This window comes from Sphingomonas sp. UYAg733 (assembly GCF_054057355.1).
Genome location: NZ_JBSRZE010000008.1, coordinates 13,712 through 27,544 on the forward strand (window position 1 = coordinate 13,712; position 13,833 = coordinate 27,544).

Sequence of the window (13,833 nt, forward strand, 5' to 3'; positions counted from 1 at the left end):
GCTGCTGCAGTGCACAACAAAATTCGGCATTCAGCAACATTCAGCAATAATTGTGTGGCCGCGGTGCAACACTAGGGTCTGGACCTTTGCTACCGCGGCGCAACGACCTCGCGGAACCGGCTCAGTCCATCGGAAAGGTCGGCGATCAGGTCGTCGGCATCCTCCAGCCCGACCTGCAGCCGCACCATCGGTCCGGCATCATCGCGTTTCGTTACGCTGCGGTAGCGAACGGGATCGACCGGGAGCGCCAAACTCTCGAACCCGCCCCAGCTATACCCGATACCGAAATGTTCGAGCCCGTCGATGAGCGCAGCGCGGGCCGCTTCATCGCCGCCGTCGAGCACGAAGGAGAACAAGCCGGATGCGCCCTTGAAGTCGCGCAGGAAGAATTCGTGGCCGGGATGGCCGGGCAAAGCGGGGTGAAGCACGCGGGCGACTTCGGGCTGGTCCTGCAGCCAGAGCGCGATCTTCAATGCGCTCGTCTCATGCTGTTTGAGGCGGACCGACATGGTGCGCAGGCCGCGCGCGCCGAGCCAGCAATCATCTGGGCTGGCGACCTGGCCGAGCTGGAAACTGGTGTCGCGCAGCTTGGCGAAATGACCCGGCGCGGCGGTGACCGATCCCAGCATCACGTCCGAATGACCGACGACATATTTGGTGCAGGCGAGCACGCTCAGGTCGATGCCGTGTGCGATCGCCGGGAAGAGCAGCGGCGTCGCCCAGGTATTGTCGAGCAGGGTGGTCACGCCGCGCGCCTTTGCAGCGGCGACGATCGCGGGGATGTCCTGCACTTCGAAGGTCAGGCTGCCAGGGCTTTCCATCAGGATCGCACTGGTCCGGTCGCCGATCAGTTCGGCGATGCCAGCGCCGATCATCGGGTCGTAGAAGCGCGTGGTGATGCCCATGCGCTTGAGCAGGCCGGTCGCCAGCGAGCGGGTCGGGTCATAGGTGCTGTCGACGAGCAGCAATTCGTCGCCCGGCGACAATACCGAGAGCAATGCCGCCGCGAGCGCCGCGACGCCGGAGCAATAGAGGAACGTGCCTTCCGCTCCGGGTTCGAGTTCAGTCAGCGCATCGGCCAGCGCCCATTGCGTCGGCGTTCCGCGCCGGCCGTAGAACAGCTGGTGATGCGTATCCGACACGCGTTCGCGCAGCTCGGTGACAGAATCGTACAGGATGGTCGAGGCGCGCCACACCGGCGGGTTGACCACCCCGCCGGTCCATTCCTTGCGTCGCCCGGCGGACACGACGCGGGTCGCGTCATTCTTTGGGCGCCCTGCCTCATCCGTCATGCCGTCGGGCTCACTGGCCGCCGGTCGCCTTGGGGGTCGAGCTATCCGCACCCCATTCCGACCAGCTGCCGTCATAGACCGCGGCCTCGTTGCCGAGCAGATACGCTCCGAACGCCAGGATCGAGGCGGTGATGCCCGAGCCGCAGGTGGTAACCAGGGGCTTGGCGAGGTCGATCCCGGCGCCGTCGAAGGCGGCCTTGAGCGCATCGCCCTGCTTGTAGGTGCCGTCGGCGTTGAACAACTCGCCCTGCGGCAGGTTTTTCGAACCCGGGATATGCCCGGCATGCGTTGCCGGACGCGGATCCGGCTCGGCGCCGGTGAAACGCGCGGCGGAACGTGCGTCGAGCACCTGCTCCGCGCCGCTGTCGAGATTGGCCTTCATCTGGCCGATGTCGCGCACGCCCTTGCTATCGGCCCAGACGGTGAAGTGACGGTGGCGCAGCTGCTCCTTGCCGCTCGCCGTGTCGCGTCCTTCGGCCTTCCACTTGGCGAAGCCACCGTCGAGGATGGCGACGTCATGCGCGCCGAACGTGCGCAGCATGAACCAGGCGCGCGCCGCGGTGTGATAGGGCGAATCATCGTACAGCACGATGCGGCTGCCATCGCCGAGGCCAAGCGACTGCATGCGGCTGGCGAATTTCTCCGGCGGCGGCAGCATCGAAGGCAGGTCGGTATTGGTATCGGCCAGTTCGGCCAGATCCATGAACACCGCGCCGGGGATGTGCGCCGCTTCATATTCGGCCGCCGGATTGCGCTTGTCGCCGGCCAGCACATAGGTGGCATCGACGATACGCAGGTCGTTCGCGCCCATTTCGTTCGCGAGCCATTCGGTCGTCACCAGCGAGTCCATTGCCATCTCCCTTGCAGATTGCGGTTCACTAGCGAGCCTCGGGCGCGGCGTCGAGTGAGGTGGGGGCGAAGATGTCATTCCCGACCGCGTGACTGATTCCCGCCTTCGCCAAACGGAATTGATATATTTATTACAAATTCGAGTATTGAACCTTGGCGCGGGACCAATATCTGAGTCGCGCGCGGGCGCATTCGTGAAAACGAATCGTGCGCCATAAGCAATTGAGCCGGTCGGCTGGGGATAAAGAGATAATGAGTCCTGTATTCGGCGCCGTGGTGCTGTTCGCGAATTCGCCATTGGCCGCTGTCGAAGTGCCGATCCCGCCAGTGATGGTCCAAACGGCAAGCGCTCAGCACGCTCCGGTCGTTGCGCCGGAATCCCCCGTACCGGCGGTGCCCGTCGCGCCGCCAGAGGCTCTGCCTGTGGCCCCGGCCACTACGGCTCAGGCCCCGGCGGCACCCGACCAGTCGGCGCCGACGGATGCGCAGACACCGGCCGGCGACCCGCTTGTCGATCAGGACATTCTTGTCCTGTCGCGACGCCGATCGCCGATCGATCCGCTCGAACGGGTCAATGTCCAGTCCTACAAGGCGGTCCAGGCGATCGATGGCGCTTTTGTCGCGCCGATCGCCATGGGCTACAAAAAAGGCCTGCCCAAGCCGGTGCGCGACGGCATCCACAATTTCCTCGACCATATTCAGGAGCCGATCGTCTTCCTGAATTACCTGCTGCAGTTGAAGCCGGGCAAAGCGGCGGAAACGCTGGGGCGCTTCGCGATCAACTCGACGGTCGGACTGGCCGGCGTGGTCGACATCGCCAAACGCAAACCCTTCAAGCTGCCGCATCGCCCCAACAGCCTGGCCAACACGCTCGGTTATTATGGCGTGAAACCGGGACCTTATTTCTTTCTGCCGCTGGTCGGCCCGACCACGCTGCGCGATCTGTTCGGGATTTCGGTCGACCGGCTGCTCCTGCCGGTGACGATCGGCACGCCGTTCAACAAGGCGTACTACACAATTCCAGTCAACGTGCTCAGCGCGCTCGATTACCGCGTGGCGTTCGACGACAAGCTGACCGTCCTGCACACCGCCACCGATCCCTATGCCGCGACGCGCGACGATTACCTGCGCAAGCGCAAGGCCGAAATCGATCGCCTGCATAGCCCGAAATGGCCCGGGCATCGTATCGTGACGCGGACCATCGCACCGCCCGTCGTGCCCGTACTTGGGGTTGACGGAACGTTCGGCGCGGCGGTTGCGCCTGCCGAGCCTGTCTCAACCACAGCGGCGCCCGTCGCACCGACGCCCGGCGTCGGAGCGAAGGTGCCGGAGGTGGCCTCTCCCACGCCATAAGCGCACAACTAATCCCGCCCGATAGCGAACGAGTATTGAGGCCAATCGCTACTTTCTTGCCTTTGCCTGCTCCCACACAGATTCAAACTCCGCGGCCGATATCGCCACGGGTTCAAATTGCGGATCGGTGGCAATCTCCTCCATTGTCGGGAACGGCTCTATGCCAAGCTTCGTGCTGCCTGAATGTTCTTCGCTGTCGGCAAAATCAGCGCGCCCATCGGCATAAACCTCAACTTTTCTCTCTTCCCAAAGCTCCGGATTCAGTTCGCTGTAAAGCATCACTGGATCGTCGGGCGAGGTGTGCATCCATTTAACTTTGATATACTTCATTTGCCTGGAATCCTTCCGCTACCGAGAAGTCTGCCTGTCAGGTCAAGCGGCGTTTCGTTTCGGATAACTTAGACACCCACGCGACCTGGGATTGCTCCCAAACCGGTTGCATCAATTTCGACATAGTGTGTAAAACGATCACCATGGAACGGCCGACCCAGGAACTCACGGGATAATTGTGCGGGCGTTTTAGTTCCTGGCGCAAAATCTGAGACATATTGTCCGTTACCATATCGAACGTCCTTGGTTCCAGCTCGCCAAAGTGACGGATTAAGGGATCGGCTTTCCGCGATGCCGGCCGCACCGGCTTCGTTTGTATAGTGATACAGAACTTGGCGACCGGCCGTACCTCCCTCATTCCCCACTGTGTTCGCAGCGCGCCCGGAGAGTCGCGACAAAGCTCCACCGACTCGGTTGCCAAACGCGCGCACGGAGGGCGCGGCGGCCTCAATGGCTATCGGCGCGATCTTGCCGATGACGTTGCCCGCGCCGAAGCCTAACGCGTTAGAAGCGACCTCAATGGCATAGGCCTTGCCAAATGCCTTGGCTTCGCGGGCATAAGCTGCACTGGCGCGGACCTGTTCGGTATCGATGATTGCCTGTAGTCGATTAATGTCCGCGCCGAACGCGGCCCGGAGTTTCTCGTTACCCGCAACTCCGGCTTTCATGACGTCGAGGGTCTTGGCCAGCCGTTCGTCGCTGGGGTGCAATTCTTCCAGCAAGTGATCAGTCAGCGACGTGCCGTTCAGTACGTTGCGGTGCAGTTCCACCAGGCGATCAGTGGCCGAAACGCCTTCGGCTCCCAGCAGGAAAGCGAAGTAGGTTTTGTCGGTATCCGGTTTGAACGCAACGCCATTGGTGACATGCGCGCGCCACTGGTTGCTAGATTGTGGCTGATCCGTCCCGGCATCCGATGGGCGGCTTGTGGGCGGTGTTCCGGCTCGCGGTTCGGTAGCCGTTTCCTTGCCATCTATGACCGCAGCATTACCCTGATTGACCGTTTCGCTGCCCTGGTCGGCAGCGGCTTGCCCGCTGGAATCCCCATCCGACCAGAAGGAATCATCGACGACCTCATCGGCGGACTCCTGGCTGTCTATATTCTCCCCCAGCTCTTTAACGATGGCGCGCTTCGGGGGATTGGCGACGTCGCGATCCATACCAGGTGTCACGCGGCTTCCGAATGTGGAATTGACCGGGTCAAATGAGGCAAATTCGCGTGCCGGCTGCCCACCGCCCGGCGATCTGCGCCAAGCGGCTTCATCCTGAGCCGACCATGCCCCATGCGCTCGCGCCGCACGCCGCAACGCGTCATTGATCTCGTCATCGTTTGGCACACGCGTGCCGTCGGTTAGCACCGTCAGATCGGTCATCATGCGCGAATAGAGCTGCATCTCGACCCGGCGTCGTGCCCGGTCCGTATCGACCGGACTGTCTTGTTCGTATGGTATTTGCACCGGCATCTCCCTCGCCTCACGGGCCAGAGCGATACAGATCGGCTCGCCCGTGTGACGAAACGGGCTGTAGCGAGCGGATGGGAATATTGAATCGGAGAGCCGGACTCCAAATGACGGGCCTTCGCCTGTCGGAGAGACAACCGTCATCACAAGTGGTCCGGGAAGGTCAGACGGTGGCGGGCGACCGGCACCCACGGACCTGCCACCGTGCCGGGCGCGTTTCAATTTCGCGCCGCCTTCCCTAAATAGCACGCATGACTCCAACTCATCTCGGCAAAACCAGTGCGCTGCCTGCTTCCCCGGAGGAAGCGGTGCTCGATTATGTCCCCAATCCGCGCCCCGGCCGCCCTTATCTGGTGCGCTTCACCGCGCCTGAATTCACGTCGCTCTGTCCGGTGACCGCGCAGCCCGATTTCGCGCATCTCATGATCGACTATGCGCCGGGTGCGACGATCGTCGAATCCAAGTCATTGAAGCTGTTCCTCGGCGCGTTCCGCAATCATCAGGCGTTCCATGAGGATTGCACCGTCGGCATCGGCGAGCGGCTGTTTGCCGAACTGGCGCCGGTGTGGTTGCGCATCGGCGGCTATTGGTATCCGCGCGGCGGCATACCGATCGACGTGTTCTGGCAGTCGGGCGAACCGCCCGCCGGCATGTGGCTACCGGGTCAGGACGTGCCGGGATATCGCGGGCGCGGTTGAAGGCGCTCAACTCGCCGCAGAATCCATTCATTCGGCGCCAAGGTTGATCTCGATCAGGACGATTCACTTATTGCGCTGCAGCATAAGTGCAACCATATTCAAATCTGGCCGTTCGGAGAAGGCATGATTGGGGTGGAAGACCCTTTGTACACTCGGAAGGATTGAAATGTCGCTCCTCAAGGACGTCGTGGCGCCTATCGATCATATCGCCCTGATCGGCAACTTCCTGCCGCGCAAATGCGGCCTTGCAACATATACTACCGACACGTTTACCGCGCTCAGGGCTCGTTATCCTGAAGTGCAGGTCGATGTTTATGCGATGGACGACCATCCCGGGCTTTACGATTATCCGCCCGAAGTGACCGGCAGCATCCCGCAGCACGAGCGCATCGCCTATCTCGACACCGCACGGGTGATCGAGGCGAGCGGCGCCAAGGCGGTTTGGCTGCAGCACGAATATGGCATTTTCGGTGGCCCGGCCGGCGAATTGATCCTTGCGCTGCTCGATCGCGTATCGCTCCCGGTCATCGTCACACTCCACACCATCCTCGAAAAACCCAGCGCCGATGAGCGCCGGGTTATGGAAGGCCTGCTGCGTCGCGCATCGCGCGTGATCGTGATGGCCGAGAAGGGCCGCGAAATCCTCGAGCGTGTTTATGGCGCGAACCCGCGCTCGATCGTGATGATCCCGCACGGTGTGCCGGATCGCGCGTTCGTCGATCCGAACACGTTGAAAGCGCAATTCGGCTGGGAAGGGCGCCAGACCATTCTGACCTTCGGCCTTCTCGCACCCAACAAGGGTATCGAGACGATGATCGAGGCGCTGCCGGCGATCGTCGAGGCCAATCCGGATGTGCTGTATGCGGTGCTCGGCGCGACTCACCCCAATCTGGTCGCGCATGAGGGCGAGAAATATCGCGACGGGCTGAAGGCACTGACCGAACAACTTGGCGTCGCCGCCAATGTCGAATTGATCGACGCGTTCCTCGAACATGGCGAATTGATCGATTATCTGCAGGCGTCGGACATCTATGCCACGCCCTATGTCAATCCGGCGCAGATCACCTCGGGCACGCTGTCCTATGCGGTCGGCGTGGGCAAGGCGGTTGTCTCGACGCCTTATGTCCATGCCACCGAGATTCTCGCCGACGGACACGGCGTGCTGGTCGATTTCGGCGACAGCGCGGCGTTTGCGCGAGAGATCAACCTGCTGCTCGGCAGTGAGCGTAACCGCACCCGTTTATCGCAGCGCGCTTATGCTCGTGGCCGCACGATGATCTGGCCAGTGCTGGCGGAGACCGCGATGCGCGAGATCGAAACCATGGTCGCGGGCAAGCTGCGCCGCCTGGCGAGTGCCAAGCCGGCGTTCGCGCCGCTCGCGCCCGATTTCGCCGCAGTCGAGCGGATGAGCGATGCGACCGGCATGTTCCAGCACGCGATCCTGTCGGTGCCCGATCGCCGCCACGGCTATTGCATCGACGACAATGTCCGCGCGCTGATCCTGATGACCGCGATCGAGGACATGGACGAAGTTGTGCGCGACAAATGGATGACGGTCTATGCCGCGTTCGTTCAATATGCCTGGAACCCCGACCATCGCCGGTTCCGCAATTTCATGAGCTTCGATCGCACCTGGTGTGAGGATGAGGGGTCGGAGGATTCGAACGGCCGGACCCTATGGGCGCTTGGCGTGACCGCCAAACGCGCGACCGCGGCAAAGCATCGCGACTGGGCCGCACGACTGTTCGACGAGACCGCCAGTCTTGCGTTCGAGTTGAGCAGTCCGCGTGCGCAGGCTTTTGCCATGCTCGGCGCTGCCGCCATGCTCGGCGCACATCCCGGCCACTCGCTCGCGCTGAAGATCCTCCAGCGTTTTTCGGGCGACTTGCTCGCGCTGGTCGAGGAAGCCCGGCGGCCCGAATGGGAATGGTTCGAGATCGTCCTCGCCTATGACAATGCGCGTTTGCCCGAGGCATTGATCCGCGCCGGCATGATGCTGGGGCGAGAGGATTTGTTGAACTGTGGCTTGTCGACGCTCGACTGGATCACGCAACAGCAGACCACGCCGGAAGGGCGATTCCGTGCGATCGGTACCGAAAGTTTCGGACGCCCCTATGCGCCCCCGTTGCCGTTCGATCAGCAGCCGCTTGAGGCACAGGCGACGATCGATGCCTGTGCCGCCGCCTTCAAGGCGACTGGCGACCAGCGTTGGGTCCAGGAGGCGATCCGCGCCTATCGCTGGTATCTCGGCCAGAACGATCTCGATCTGCCGCTTGCCACGTCGCAGGACGGCGGCTGTTTCGATGGCCTGATGCCAACTGGCCTGAACCGGAATCAGGGCGCCGAGTCGATTTTGGCGCTCCAATTGGCCTCTTGCGCCATTTCGGGGCTTTCAAAGGCTAGCGAAAGCGTGGCAGGACCGGATCGCGCCGTCGCATAGCCTCGCTAACGACGCCGCCTGGTGTTGTATGCGAGGCATTTTGTGGTCGAGATTTTCAATCACGCATTGCGGCTATATGCCGATCCATCGCGCGTCGTGGTGCGTCCGTTCCATCTTGCGTGGAGCGGCAATGGCGGTAGCCGGACCGAACGGCTGGTGCGCGAGGTACTCGCCATGGATACGGCACAGACGCGCGCCGAACTGGAAACGGTTCTGAAGGATTTCGAGGCGCGGCACTGGCAGACGCGCCGCGTGTTCATGACGCGCTATGATGAGATCGAGGAGATGCTTGGGCTCGACGGCAGCGAGATCGGCGATGAGAAGCGTCAGCTGATCGGTGCCTATTTTTGCCACGAATACAGCTATGCCGCTGCCGCGCTGATGAACCCCAGCGCAGTGCCGCATTTCGACCAGTCGGGCATGCCCAAGGGATCGATGCGCATCCTGATGAGCTTACGCGCGGTGGGCGAGGGGCATATCTCATCGGTTGCGTTCCGCGAGGGCATCATTACCTCGAAGAACGAGATGAAGCTCGCGCCCGAGCCGCCCTTCGCAACGGCGACCGACGCGGTAGGCGTGGATGAGGAGCAGCTGCCCGAGGGTCCGATCACCGTCTATCGCCACCGCGATTCGACGCTGTCGGGTACGGTGATCTTCCCGATCACGGCGGCGCAGTCCAAGGGGCTGGAGGATCTGCGCCTCGTCCACTTCACGCATGACGATGGCAGTGTCGAATGGCTCGGCACCTATACCGCCTATAATGGATCGACGATCCAGTCGGAGTTGCTGCGCACTACCGATTTCCGCGGCTTCGATCTCGTGCCGATGACCGGTTCGGCGTCGCGCAACAAGGGTATGGGGCTGTTCCCGCGCAAGGTGAACGGCCAATATATGATGATCGGCCGGCAGGACGGCGAGAATTTGTTCCTGATCAAATCCGACACACTGACTCATTGGGACGAAGGCGAGCGGCTGCTCGCGCCGAAACACCCGTGGGAACTCGTGCAGATCGGCAATTGCGGGCCGCCGATCGAACTGGACGAGGGATGGTTGCTGCTGACTCATGGTGTCGGCGCGATGCGCAAATATTCGATCGGCGCGGTGCTGCTCGACAAGGAAGACCCGTCAAAGGTGATCGGCCGGACGGCGCAACCGATCCTCGCCGCCGCCGACCAGGACCGCGAGGGCTATGTGCCCAATGTCGTCTATAGCTGCGGCGCGATCCGCCACGGCGACAAACTGTTCGTGCCTTATGGCGTGGCCGACAGTTCGGTCGCGTTTGCGTTTATCCCCATCAAGGCGCTGATCGCCGGCATGGAGCGCTAGGCGGCCCCATCGCGCACGTTGCCGCCACGAGTGAGCGTGATAGCTCGCCCGCGCGGGTTTGCTATTGTGCCAATGACCGTGTCCGATTGTACAGTAGCGCAATGAACGCCGCGAACAACAAGGGCGCGGCGTACATCGCGATAGGTGCGAATCCCTCGCCGACCACTGCCAGCGGTGCGTCGATCGGCGGGATCGGCGAACCGCGATTGGACCAGGCCACGATGCCGGCGAATGCGACACCAAACAGGCTTTCGCCCACGATCAGGCCGGTCGCCGCGAGCGTGCCCATCCGTTCCGCGAAGTCGGGATTGGATGCGCGCTTTGCCCAGCGATCGTAGAAATGGCCGATCACCGCGCCGATCGGGATCAGCAAGGTGAGCGCCATCGGCAGATAGATGCCCATGCCGACTGCAAGTGGGGGCAGGCGCATCTTGCCGCTCCGACTGAGCAGCTCGTCGATGATGATGGCGACCACACCGATCCCGGCGCCAATTGCGATCAGGCTCCAGTCGAGATCGCCGCCGAGCACGCCCTTGGCAAGCGAGGAGATCAGCGCCGCTTGTGGCGCGGAGAGCGCATTGGGGCCGGCATTCGGCATACCGACGAATCCGAGCGTATTCTTGAGCAAGTCGAGCACCAGCGGGATAACCAGCGAACCGAAGATCACACCCATGACCAATGCGACCTGCTGCTTCCACGGCGTCGCGCCGACCAGTTGTCCGGTTTTCAGATCCTGGAGATTGTCGTTGGAGATGGTCGCCACCGAAAACACGATCGCGGTGGTGAACAGCGCATAGGCGATCAGTGCGTTGGTGCGCGCGACATCGGTCGAATAACCGAAGATCGCCACCAGCAGCAGCGAGGCGCCCAGCACGGCGAGGATGCCGACGCCTGATACGGGCGAATTCGATGCGCCGATCAGGCCGGCCATATAGCCGCAGATCGCCGCGATCAGGATGCCGACGATCACGATATAGAGCACCGTGCCACCGATCACGGCGAGCGGATATTCATGCACTGGCCCGCCGGCGGAGAAATTCCACAACAGCCAGGCGATCGGAGGCAGGGTGAGCAGGACCGATGCGCCGACGATACCGATCGGCAGGTCGCGCTCGGTCAGGTCGAGGGTCGCCCCCCCCGCGCGTGCACGCGACGCGGCCATTGCCGATCGCAGCCCGCCGATGATCGGCCCGATGATGCGCAGCAGCGACCATATTGCGGCAACGCCGATCGTGCCCGCGCCGATAAAGCGAACCTGGCTGCGAAACACGGTGTTGACCACCGCGTCGACCGGATCGGCAAACGCGTTGAACGAGGCGAGATACGGTACCAGCCCGGCCCAGGAGATCACGAGCCCGAAGAACATCGCCGCGCCGACCGACAGGCCGACAAGATGGCCGACGCCGATCAGCGCCATCGAGTAGCTGGTCGAGACGCCGGTGGCCGTGCCGCCGATCTTGAAGGTCTTCGCCGCTTCGCCGGCGACCAACTTCATCGCCGCGAGCAGTGCGAACAATGCCGAGATCGCCGACCCGAAGATGATGACGCGCAGGCCCTTGGCGTTTTCAAGATCGCCCTCGGCAGATCCGGAGCCGACCTTGAGCACTTCGGCGGCGGCGACACCTTCGGGATAAGGCAGATCTGATCCGGTGACGAGCGCGCGGCGCAGCGGGACCGAGAACATGACGCCCAATATGCCGCCCACAGCGCAGACCGCGACGGTTGTCCAATAGGGGAAGCCGGTCCACCAGCCGACCAGGATCAGGCCAGGCAGCACGAAGATGATCGCCGCCAGCGTCCCCGCCGCCGAGGCGATGGTCTGAACGATGTTGTTCTCCAGGATGTTCGAATTCTTGAAGAAGCGCAGCACCGCCATCGAGATCACTGCCGCCGGGATCGAGGTTGCGAAGGTCAGGCCGACTTTCAGCCCGAGATAAACATTGGCGGCCGTGAACACGACGGTAATCAGCGCACCGAGAATGATGCCGCGGATCGTGAGTTCGGCCAGCGGGCGAGCGGGGGTCGTCGCAGAGACAGAGGCCATGAAAACTTACCTTGCGAAAATGGGGGTGGTGCCCGCGAAATCACCCGCGGCGGCGATGGCCGGAGGCGGGGAAGCGAGGGGGCACAGCGTCATGCCGGCATCGTGGCACAATCTCGACGCATAGCGACAGGGTTTTTATCGGCGGAACATGCCGGATCCTACCGGCGAAGCATGGCCGCCAGGGATGATTTTTGACCGAACCGCCCTTGCCGTGCTGCTTTCGCGGCGATCCCGCTCAATCGAAAAAGAGATAGCCGGTATCGAATTCAGCGAAATCCTTGAGCGCAGGCCAATCGAGGATCGTCACCAGGCCCTGGCGGAATTCCACCAGCCGCCGCTCGCGCAACTGGCGCAGCATGCGATTGGCATGCACTGCGGTCAGGCCGGTCGCGTCGGCCAGATCGATCTGCGTCACCGGAAAATCGAACTCCAGGCCGCGCGTCATGCCGATCCGGTCGAGCCGGGTGAACATCTCGCAGAACAGATGCGCGAGCCGCACGGCGGCCGAGCGCGCGCCGATCGAGACGATCCATTCGCGATTGATCGCCGCATCGACCAGCGTCGAGCGCCACAGCAATTCGGTCAGCGTCGCGGACTGCTCGGTCAGCGCGCGGACCTTGTCATGCGGGAAGGTCACGACCGTGACCGGGGTGAGCGCCGCGACCGAATGTTCGAGCCGCTTGAGTGGATAGCTGTGCAGGTCGACGAAATCGCCCGGCACATGGATGGCCAGAATCTGGCGGCGGCCCTCCGGCGTATCCTTGAACCGCTCGACAAAGCCGTTGAGCAACAGGGTACATTGGGTCAGCGGCGTTTGTTCGCGCACGATGATGCGCTTGGCCGCGAACTCCTGGGTACGGGCGGCTGCAGCCTCCAGCGCGGCGGCATCTTCCGCCGAAAGAATCGGCGTGCGGTGGGTTTGCAGAAACAGCCGCGTAATCATCATTGCCTCCCGGCATCGGAACCTGCCGTGCCATATGACGTTAATAGCTTGTAGAGAATGGAGAAAACAGGTGGCTAGATCTCCTCATGATATACCGACCAATGCTACTGCTGAACAAGGCGAAGTTATGCTCGACGGTCCCGATGGCCTGGCGATATCGCTGACCCCCGATGCCGCTCAACAGTCGGCCGACCGTATCGCCCAAGCTGCGCGGGAGGCGGGGAGCCAGACGCGCAAGCCGGTCGACCCGAAAATGGCCTGACGGTTATAGTCGCGGGGTAAGACCCGGAGCGATTCACGAAGGAAATTGTCGCCCGCTGATTGCCGGCCCGGGATCACTCCCGGTGGATCGGCATCGTGCGTAGCCTCAACCGACCGACCGGCCACAGCCGGGCGGGTTGGATCGCTGCGTCGGGCCAACCGCAGTTCCGGGGTCACAATTTCCAATGAATATCTCGAAATACGAACAGCGCGTATTGCACGCGCTGGCACAGGGTGGACCTATGGTTCATCGCTGGGATGAAGAGGGCAAGCGGATCATCGCGGCCGATTGCTTCACGCGAGAGGGACATCGCCTCGCCGATTGTTCGATGAGATTGTTAGTCGCGAGCATGGGCGGCCAACCCTATCGCATCACGCGCCTCGGCCTTGCGGCGGTGCAGTCGCAGCTCGACAATCGGTGAACGTCCGGCCCCGTTAACCGTCGCTGCGAGCGGGTCCTTAACGCCGTTCGTTTAACGTCGCGCGATGTTCAGCCGCCTTTTCCGCAGCCGATGGGCCGCGCTCTTCTGGGCGTGTGGTATATTATGGACCGCGGTCGATGTGGCCGGATATGACCCCGGCGCGCGACCGCCTCAGGCGGGAAATGCCACGTCGGAAGACGCGTTGGGCGATGTCGTCAATAGCGGGGACCTGGCGATACTCGCCAACGCGATCGGCTCTGGCGGCTAGCTATTTACCCGCGAACAGGAATGCGACTGCGCCGACCAGGCAAGCGAGAGCGCCTGGATGCCGCCATCCGACCGGTTCGCCCAGCATCGTGACCATGAAGATACCAAATACCAGCAAAGCAATCGCTTCCTGAGTGACTTTCAGCGGCCC

General features: G+C 62.6%; 13 protein-coding genes and 1 pseudogene. 7 read left to right on the top strand and 7 right to left on the bottom strand.

All coding sequences use genetic code 11. The features are described from left to right. Nucleotides 1-89: 89 nt before the first annotated feature. Both metC and ACVWZA_RS14150 read right to left on the bottom strand, forming a co-directional pair. Nucleotides 90-1,292, bottom strand: a complete 1,203-nt coding sequence (metC, locus tag ACVWZA_RS14145; RefSeq protein ID WP_457311886.1) for a cystathionine beta-lyase — start codon at nucleotides 1,290-1,292, stop codon at nucleotides 90-92. A gap of 10 nt (nucleotides 1,293-1,302) precedes the next feature. After that, nucleotides 1,303-2,142, bottom strand: a complete 840-nt coding sequence (locus tag ACVWZA_RS14150) for a sulfurtransferase (protein ID WP_457311887.1) — start codon at nucleotides 2,140-2,142, stop codon at nucleotides 1,303-1,305. A 251-nt stretch (nucleotides 2,143-2,393) separates the two neighbouring features. On the opposite strand from ACVWZA_RS14150, the gene ACVWZA_RS14155 reads away from it, so the two are divergent. Continuing rightward, a complete protein-coding gene (locus ACVWZA_RS14155) occupies nucleotides 2,394-3,494 on the top strand; it encodes an MlaA family lipoprotein (protein WP_457311888.1) in 1,101 nt (366 codons plus the stop codon). A 48-nt stretch (nucleotides 3,495-3,542) separates the two neighbouring features. Here ACVWZA_RS14155 and ACVWZA_RS14160 read toward each other — a convergent pair whose 3' ends face one another. Both ACVWZA_RS14160 and ACVWZA_RS14165 read right to left on the bottom strand, forming a co-directional pair. Further along, the gene (locus ACVWZA_RS14160) at nucleotides 3,543-3,824 is read right to left on the bottom strand and encodes a DUF6881 domain-containing protein (protein ID WP_457311889.1); all 282 of its coding nucleotides are present in this window, start codon (nucleotides 3,822-3,824) and stop codon (nucleotides 3,543-3,545) included. 68 nt (nucleotides 3,825-3,892) lie between these two features. Then, nucleotides 3,893-5,284: an HYD1 signature containing ADP-ribosyltransferase family protein gene (locus ACVWZA_RS14165; protein ID WP_457311890.1), complete on the bottom strand. Its 1,392-nt coding sequence runs from the start codon at nucleotides 5,282-5,284 to the stop codon at nucleotides 3,893-3,895. A gap of 248 nt (nucleotides 5,285-5,532) precedes the next feature. Here ACVWZA_RS14165 and queF point away from each other — a divergent pair, with 248 nt between their 5' ends. The 3 genes from queF to ACVWZA_RS14180 all read left to right on the top strand — a co-directional run bounded on the left by queF (nucleotide 5,533) and on the right by ACVWZA_RS14180 (nucleotide 9,745). After that, nucleotides 5,533-5,979 carry a preQ(1) synthase gene (queF, locus tag ACVWZA_RS14170; protein WP_457311891.1) on the top strand — a complete coding sequence of 149 codons (447 nt, stop codon included), beginning with the start codon at nucleotides 5,533-5,535 and terminating at the stop codon, nucleotides 5,977-5,979. 166 nt (nucleotides 5,980-6,145) lie between these two features. Then, nucleotides 6,146-8,419, top strand: a complete 2,274-nt coding sequence (locus ACVWZA_RS14175) for a glycosyltransferase (protein WP_457311892.1) — start codon at nucleotides 6,146-6,148, stop codon at nucleotides 8,417-8,419. A 42-nt stretch (nucleotides 8,420-8,461) separates the two neighbouring features. After that, entirely contained in the window at nucleotides 8,462-9,745 is a 1,284-nt protein-coding gene (locus ACVWZA_RS14180; protein WP_457311893.1) for a glycoside hydrolase family 130 protein, read from the top strand. Nucleotides 9,746-9,806: 61 nt separating this feature from the next. On the opposite strand, the gene ACVWZA_RS14185 is transcribed toward ACVWZA_RS14180, so the two are convergent. Both ACVWZA_RS14185 and ACVWZA_RS14190 read right to left on the bottom strand, forming a co-directional pair. Continuing rightward, entirely contained in the window at nucleotides 9,807-11,789 is a 1,983-nt protein-coding gene (locus ACVWZA_RS14185; protein ID WP_457311894.1) for an OPT family oligopeptide transporter, read from the bottom strand. A 235-nt stretch (nucleotides 11,790-12,024) separates the two neighbouring features. Continuing rightward, nucleotides 12,025-12,732 carry a Crp/Fnr family transcriptional regulator gene (locus ACVWZA_RS14190; RefSeq protein ID WP_457311895.1) on the bottom strand — a complete coding sequence of 236 codons (708 nt, stop codon included), beginning with the start codon at nucleotides 12,730-12,732 and terminating at the stop codon, nucleotides 12,025-12,027. Nucleotides 12,733-12,859: 127 nt separating this feature from the next. On the opposite strand from ACVWZA_RS14190, the gene ACVWZA_RS14195 reads away from it, so the two are divergent. The 3 genes from ACVWZA_RS14195 to ACVWZA_RS14205 all read left to right on the top strand — a co-directional run bounded on the left by ACVWZA_RS14195 (nucleotide 12,860) and on the right by ACVWZA_RS14205 (nucleotide 13,683). After that, nucleotides 12,860-12,994: a hypothetical protein gene (locus ACVWZA_RS14195; protein ID WP_457311896.1), complete on the top strand. Its 135-nt coding sequence runs from the start codon at nucleotides 12,860-12,862 to the stop codon at nucleotides 12,992-12,994. Between the two features lie 184 nt (nucleotides 12,995-13,178). Further along, nucleotides 13,179-13,415, top strand: coding sequence for a YjhX family toxin (locus ACVWZA_RS14200; RefSeq protein ID WP_457311897.1), 237 nt, complete (start codon nucleotides 13,179-13,181; stop codon nucleotides 13,413-13,415). A 64-nt stretch (nucleotides 13,416-13,479) separates the two neighbouring features. Then, on the top strand, nucleotides 13,480-13,683 hold the full coding sequence (locus tag ACVWZA_RS14205; RefSeq protein ID WP_457311898.1) for a hypothetical protein: 204 nt from the start codon (nucleotides 13,480-13,482) through the stop codon (nucleotides 13,681-13,683). Here ACVWZA_RS14205 and ACVWZA_RS14210 read toward each other — a convergent pair. Next, nucleotides 13,684-13,830: pseudogene (locus ACVWZA_RS14210) on the bottom strand (DMT family protein); the annotation flags it as partial. Nucleotides 13,831-13,833: the final 3 nt, after the last annotated feature.

Bases quoted from the DNA above. Each gene is read 5' to 3' on its own strand.
- ACVWZA_RS14150 (WP_457311887.1), bottom strand. From the start codon at position 2,142: ATGGACTCGCTGGTGACGACCGAATGGCTCGCGAACGAAATGGGCGCG.
- ACVWZA_RS14185 (WP_457311894.1), bottom strand. From the start codon at position 11,789: ATGGCCTCTGTCTCTGCGACGACCCCCGCTCGCCCGCTGGCCGAACTC.
- ACVWZA_RS14175 (WP_457311892.1), top strand. From the start codon at position 6,146: ATGTCGCTCCTCAAGGACGTCGTGGCGCCTATCGATCATATCGCCCTG.
- ACVWZA_RS14155 (WP_457311888.1), top strand. From the start codon at position 2,394: ATGAGTCCTGTATTCGGCGCCGTGGTGCTGTTCGCGAATTCGCCATTG.
- ACVWZA_RS14165 (WP_457311890.1), bottom strand. From the start codon at position 5,284: ATGCCGGTGCAAATACCATACGAACAAGACAGTCCGGTCGATACGGAC.
- ACVWZA_RS14160 (WP_457311889.1), bottom strand. From the start codon at position 3,824: ATGAAGTATATCAAAGTTAAATGGATGCACACCTCGCCCGACGATCCA.
- queF (WP_457311891.1), top strand. From the start codon at position 5,533: ATGACTCCAACTCATCTCGGCAAAACCAGTGCGCTGCCTGCTTCCCCG.
- ACVWZA_RS14200 (WP_457311897.1), top strand. From the start codon at position 13,179: ATGAATATCTCGAAATACGAACAGCGCGTATTGCACGCGCTGGCACAG.
- metC (WP_457311886.1), bottom strand. From the start codon at position 1,292: ATGACGGATGAGGCAGGGCGCCCAAAGAATGACGCGACCCGCGTCGTG.
- ACVWZA_RS14195 (WP_457311896.1), top strand. From the start codon at position 12,860: ATGCTCGACGGTCCCGATGGCCTGGCGATATCGCTGACCCCCGATGCC.
- ACVWZA_RS14205 (WP_457311898.1), top strand. From the start codon at position 13,480: ATGTTCAGCCGCCTTTTCCGCAGCCGATGGGCCGCGCTCTTCTGGGCG.
- ACVWZA_RS14190 (WP_457311895.1), bottom strand. From the start codon at position 12,732: ATGATTACGCGGCTGTTTCTGCAAACCCACCGCACGCCGATTCTTTCG.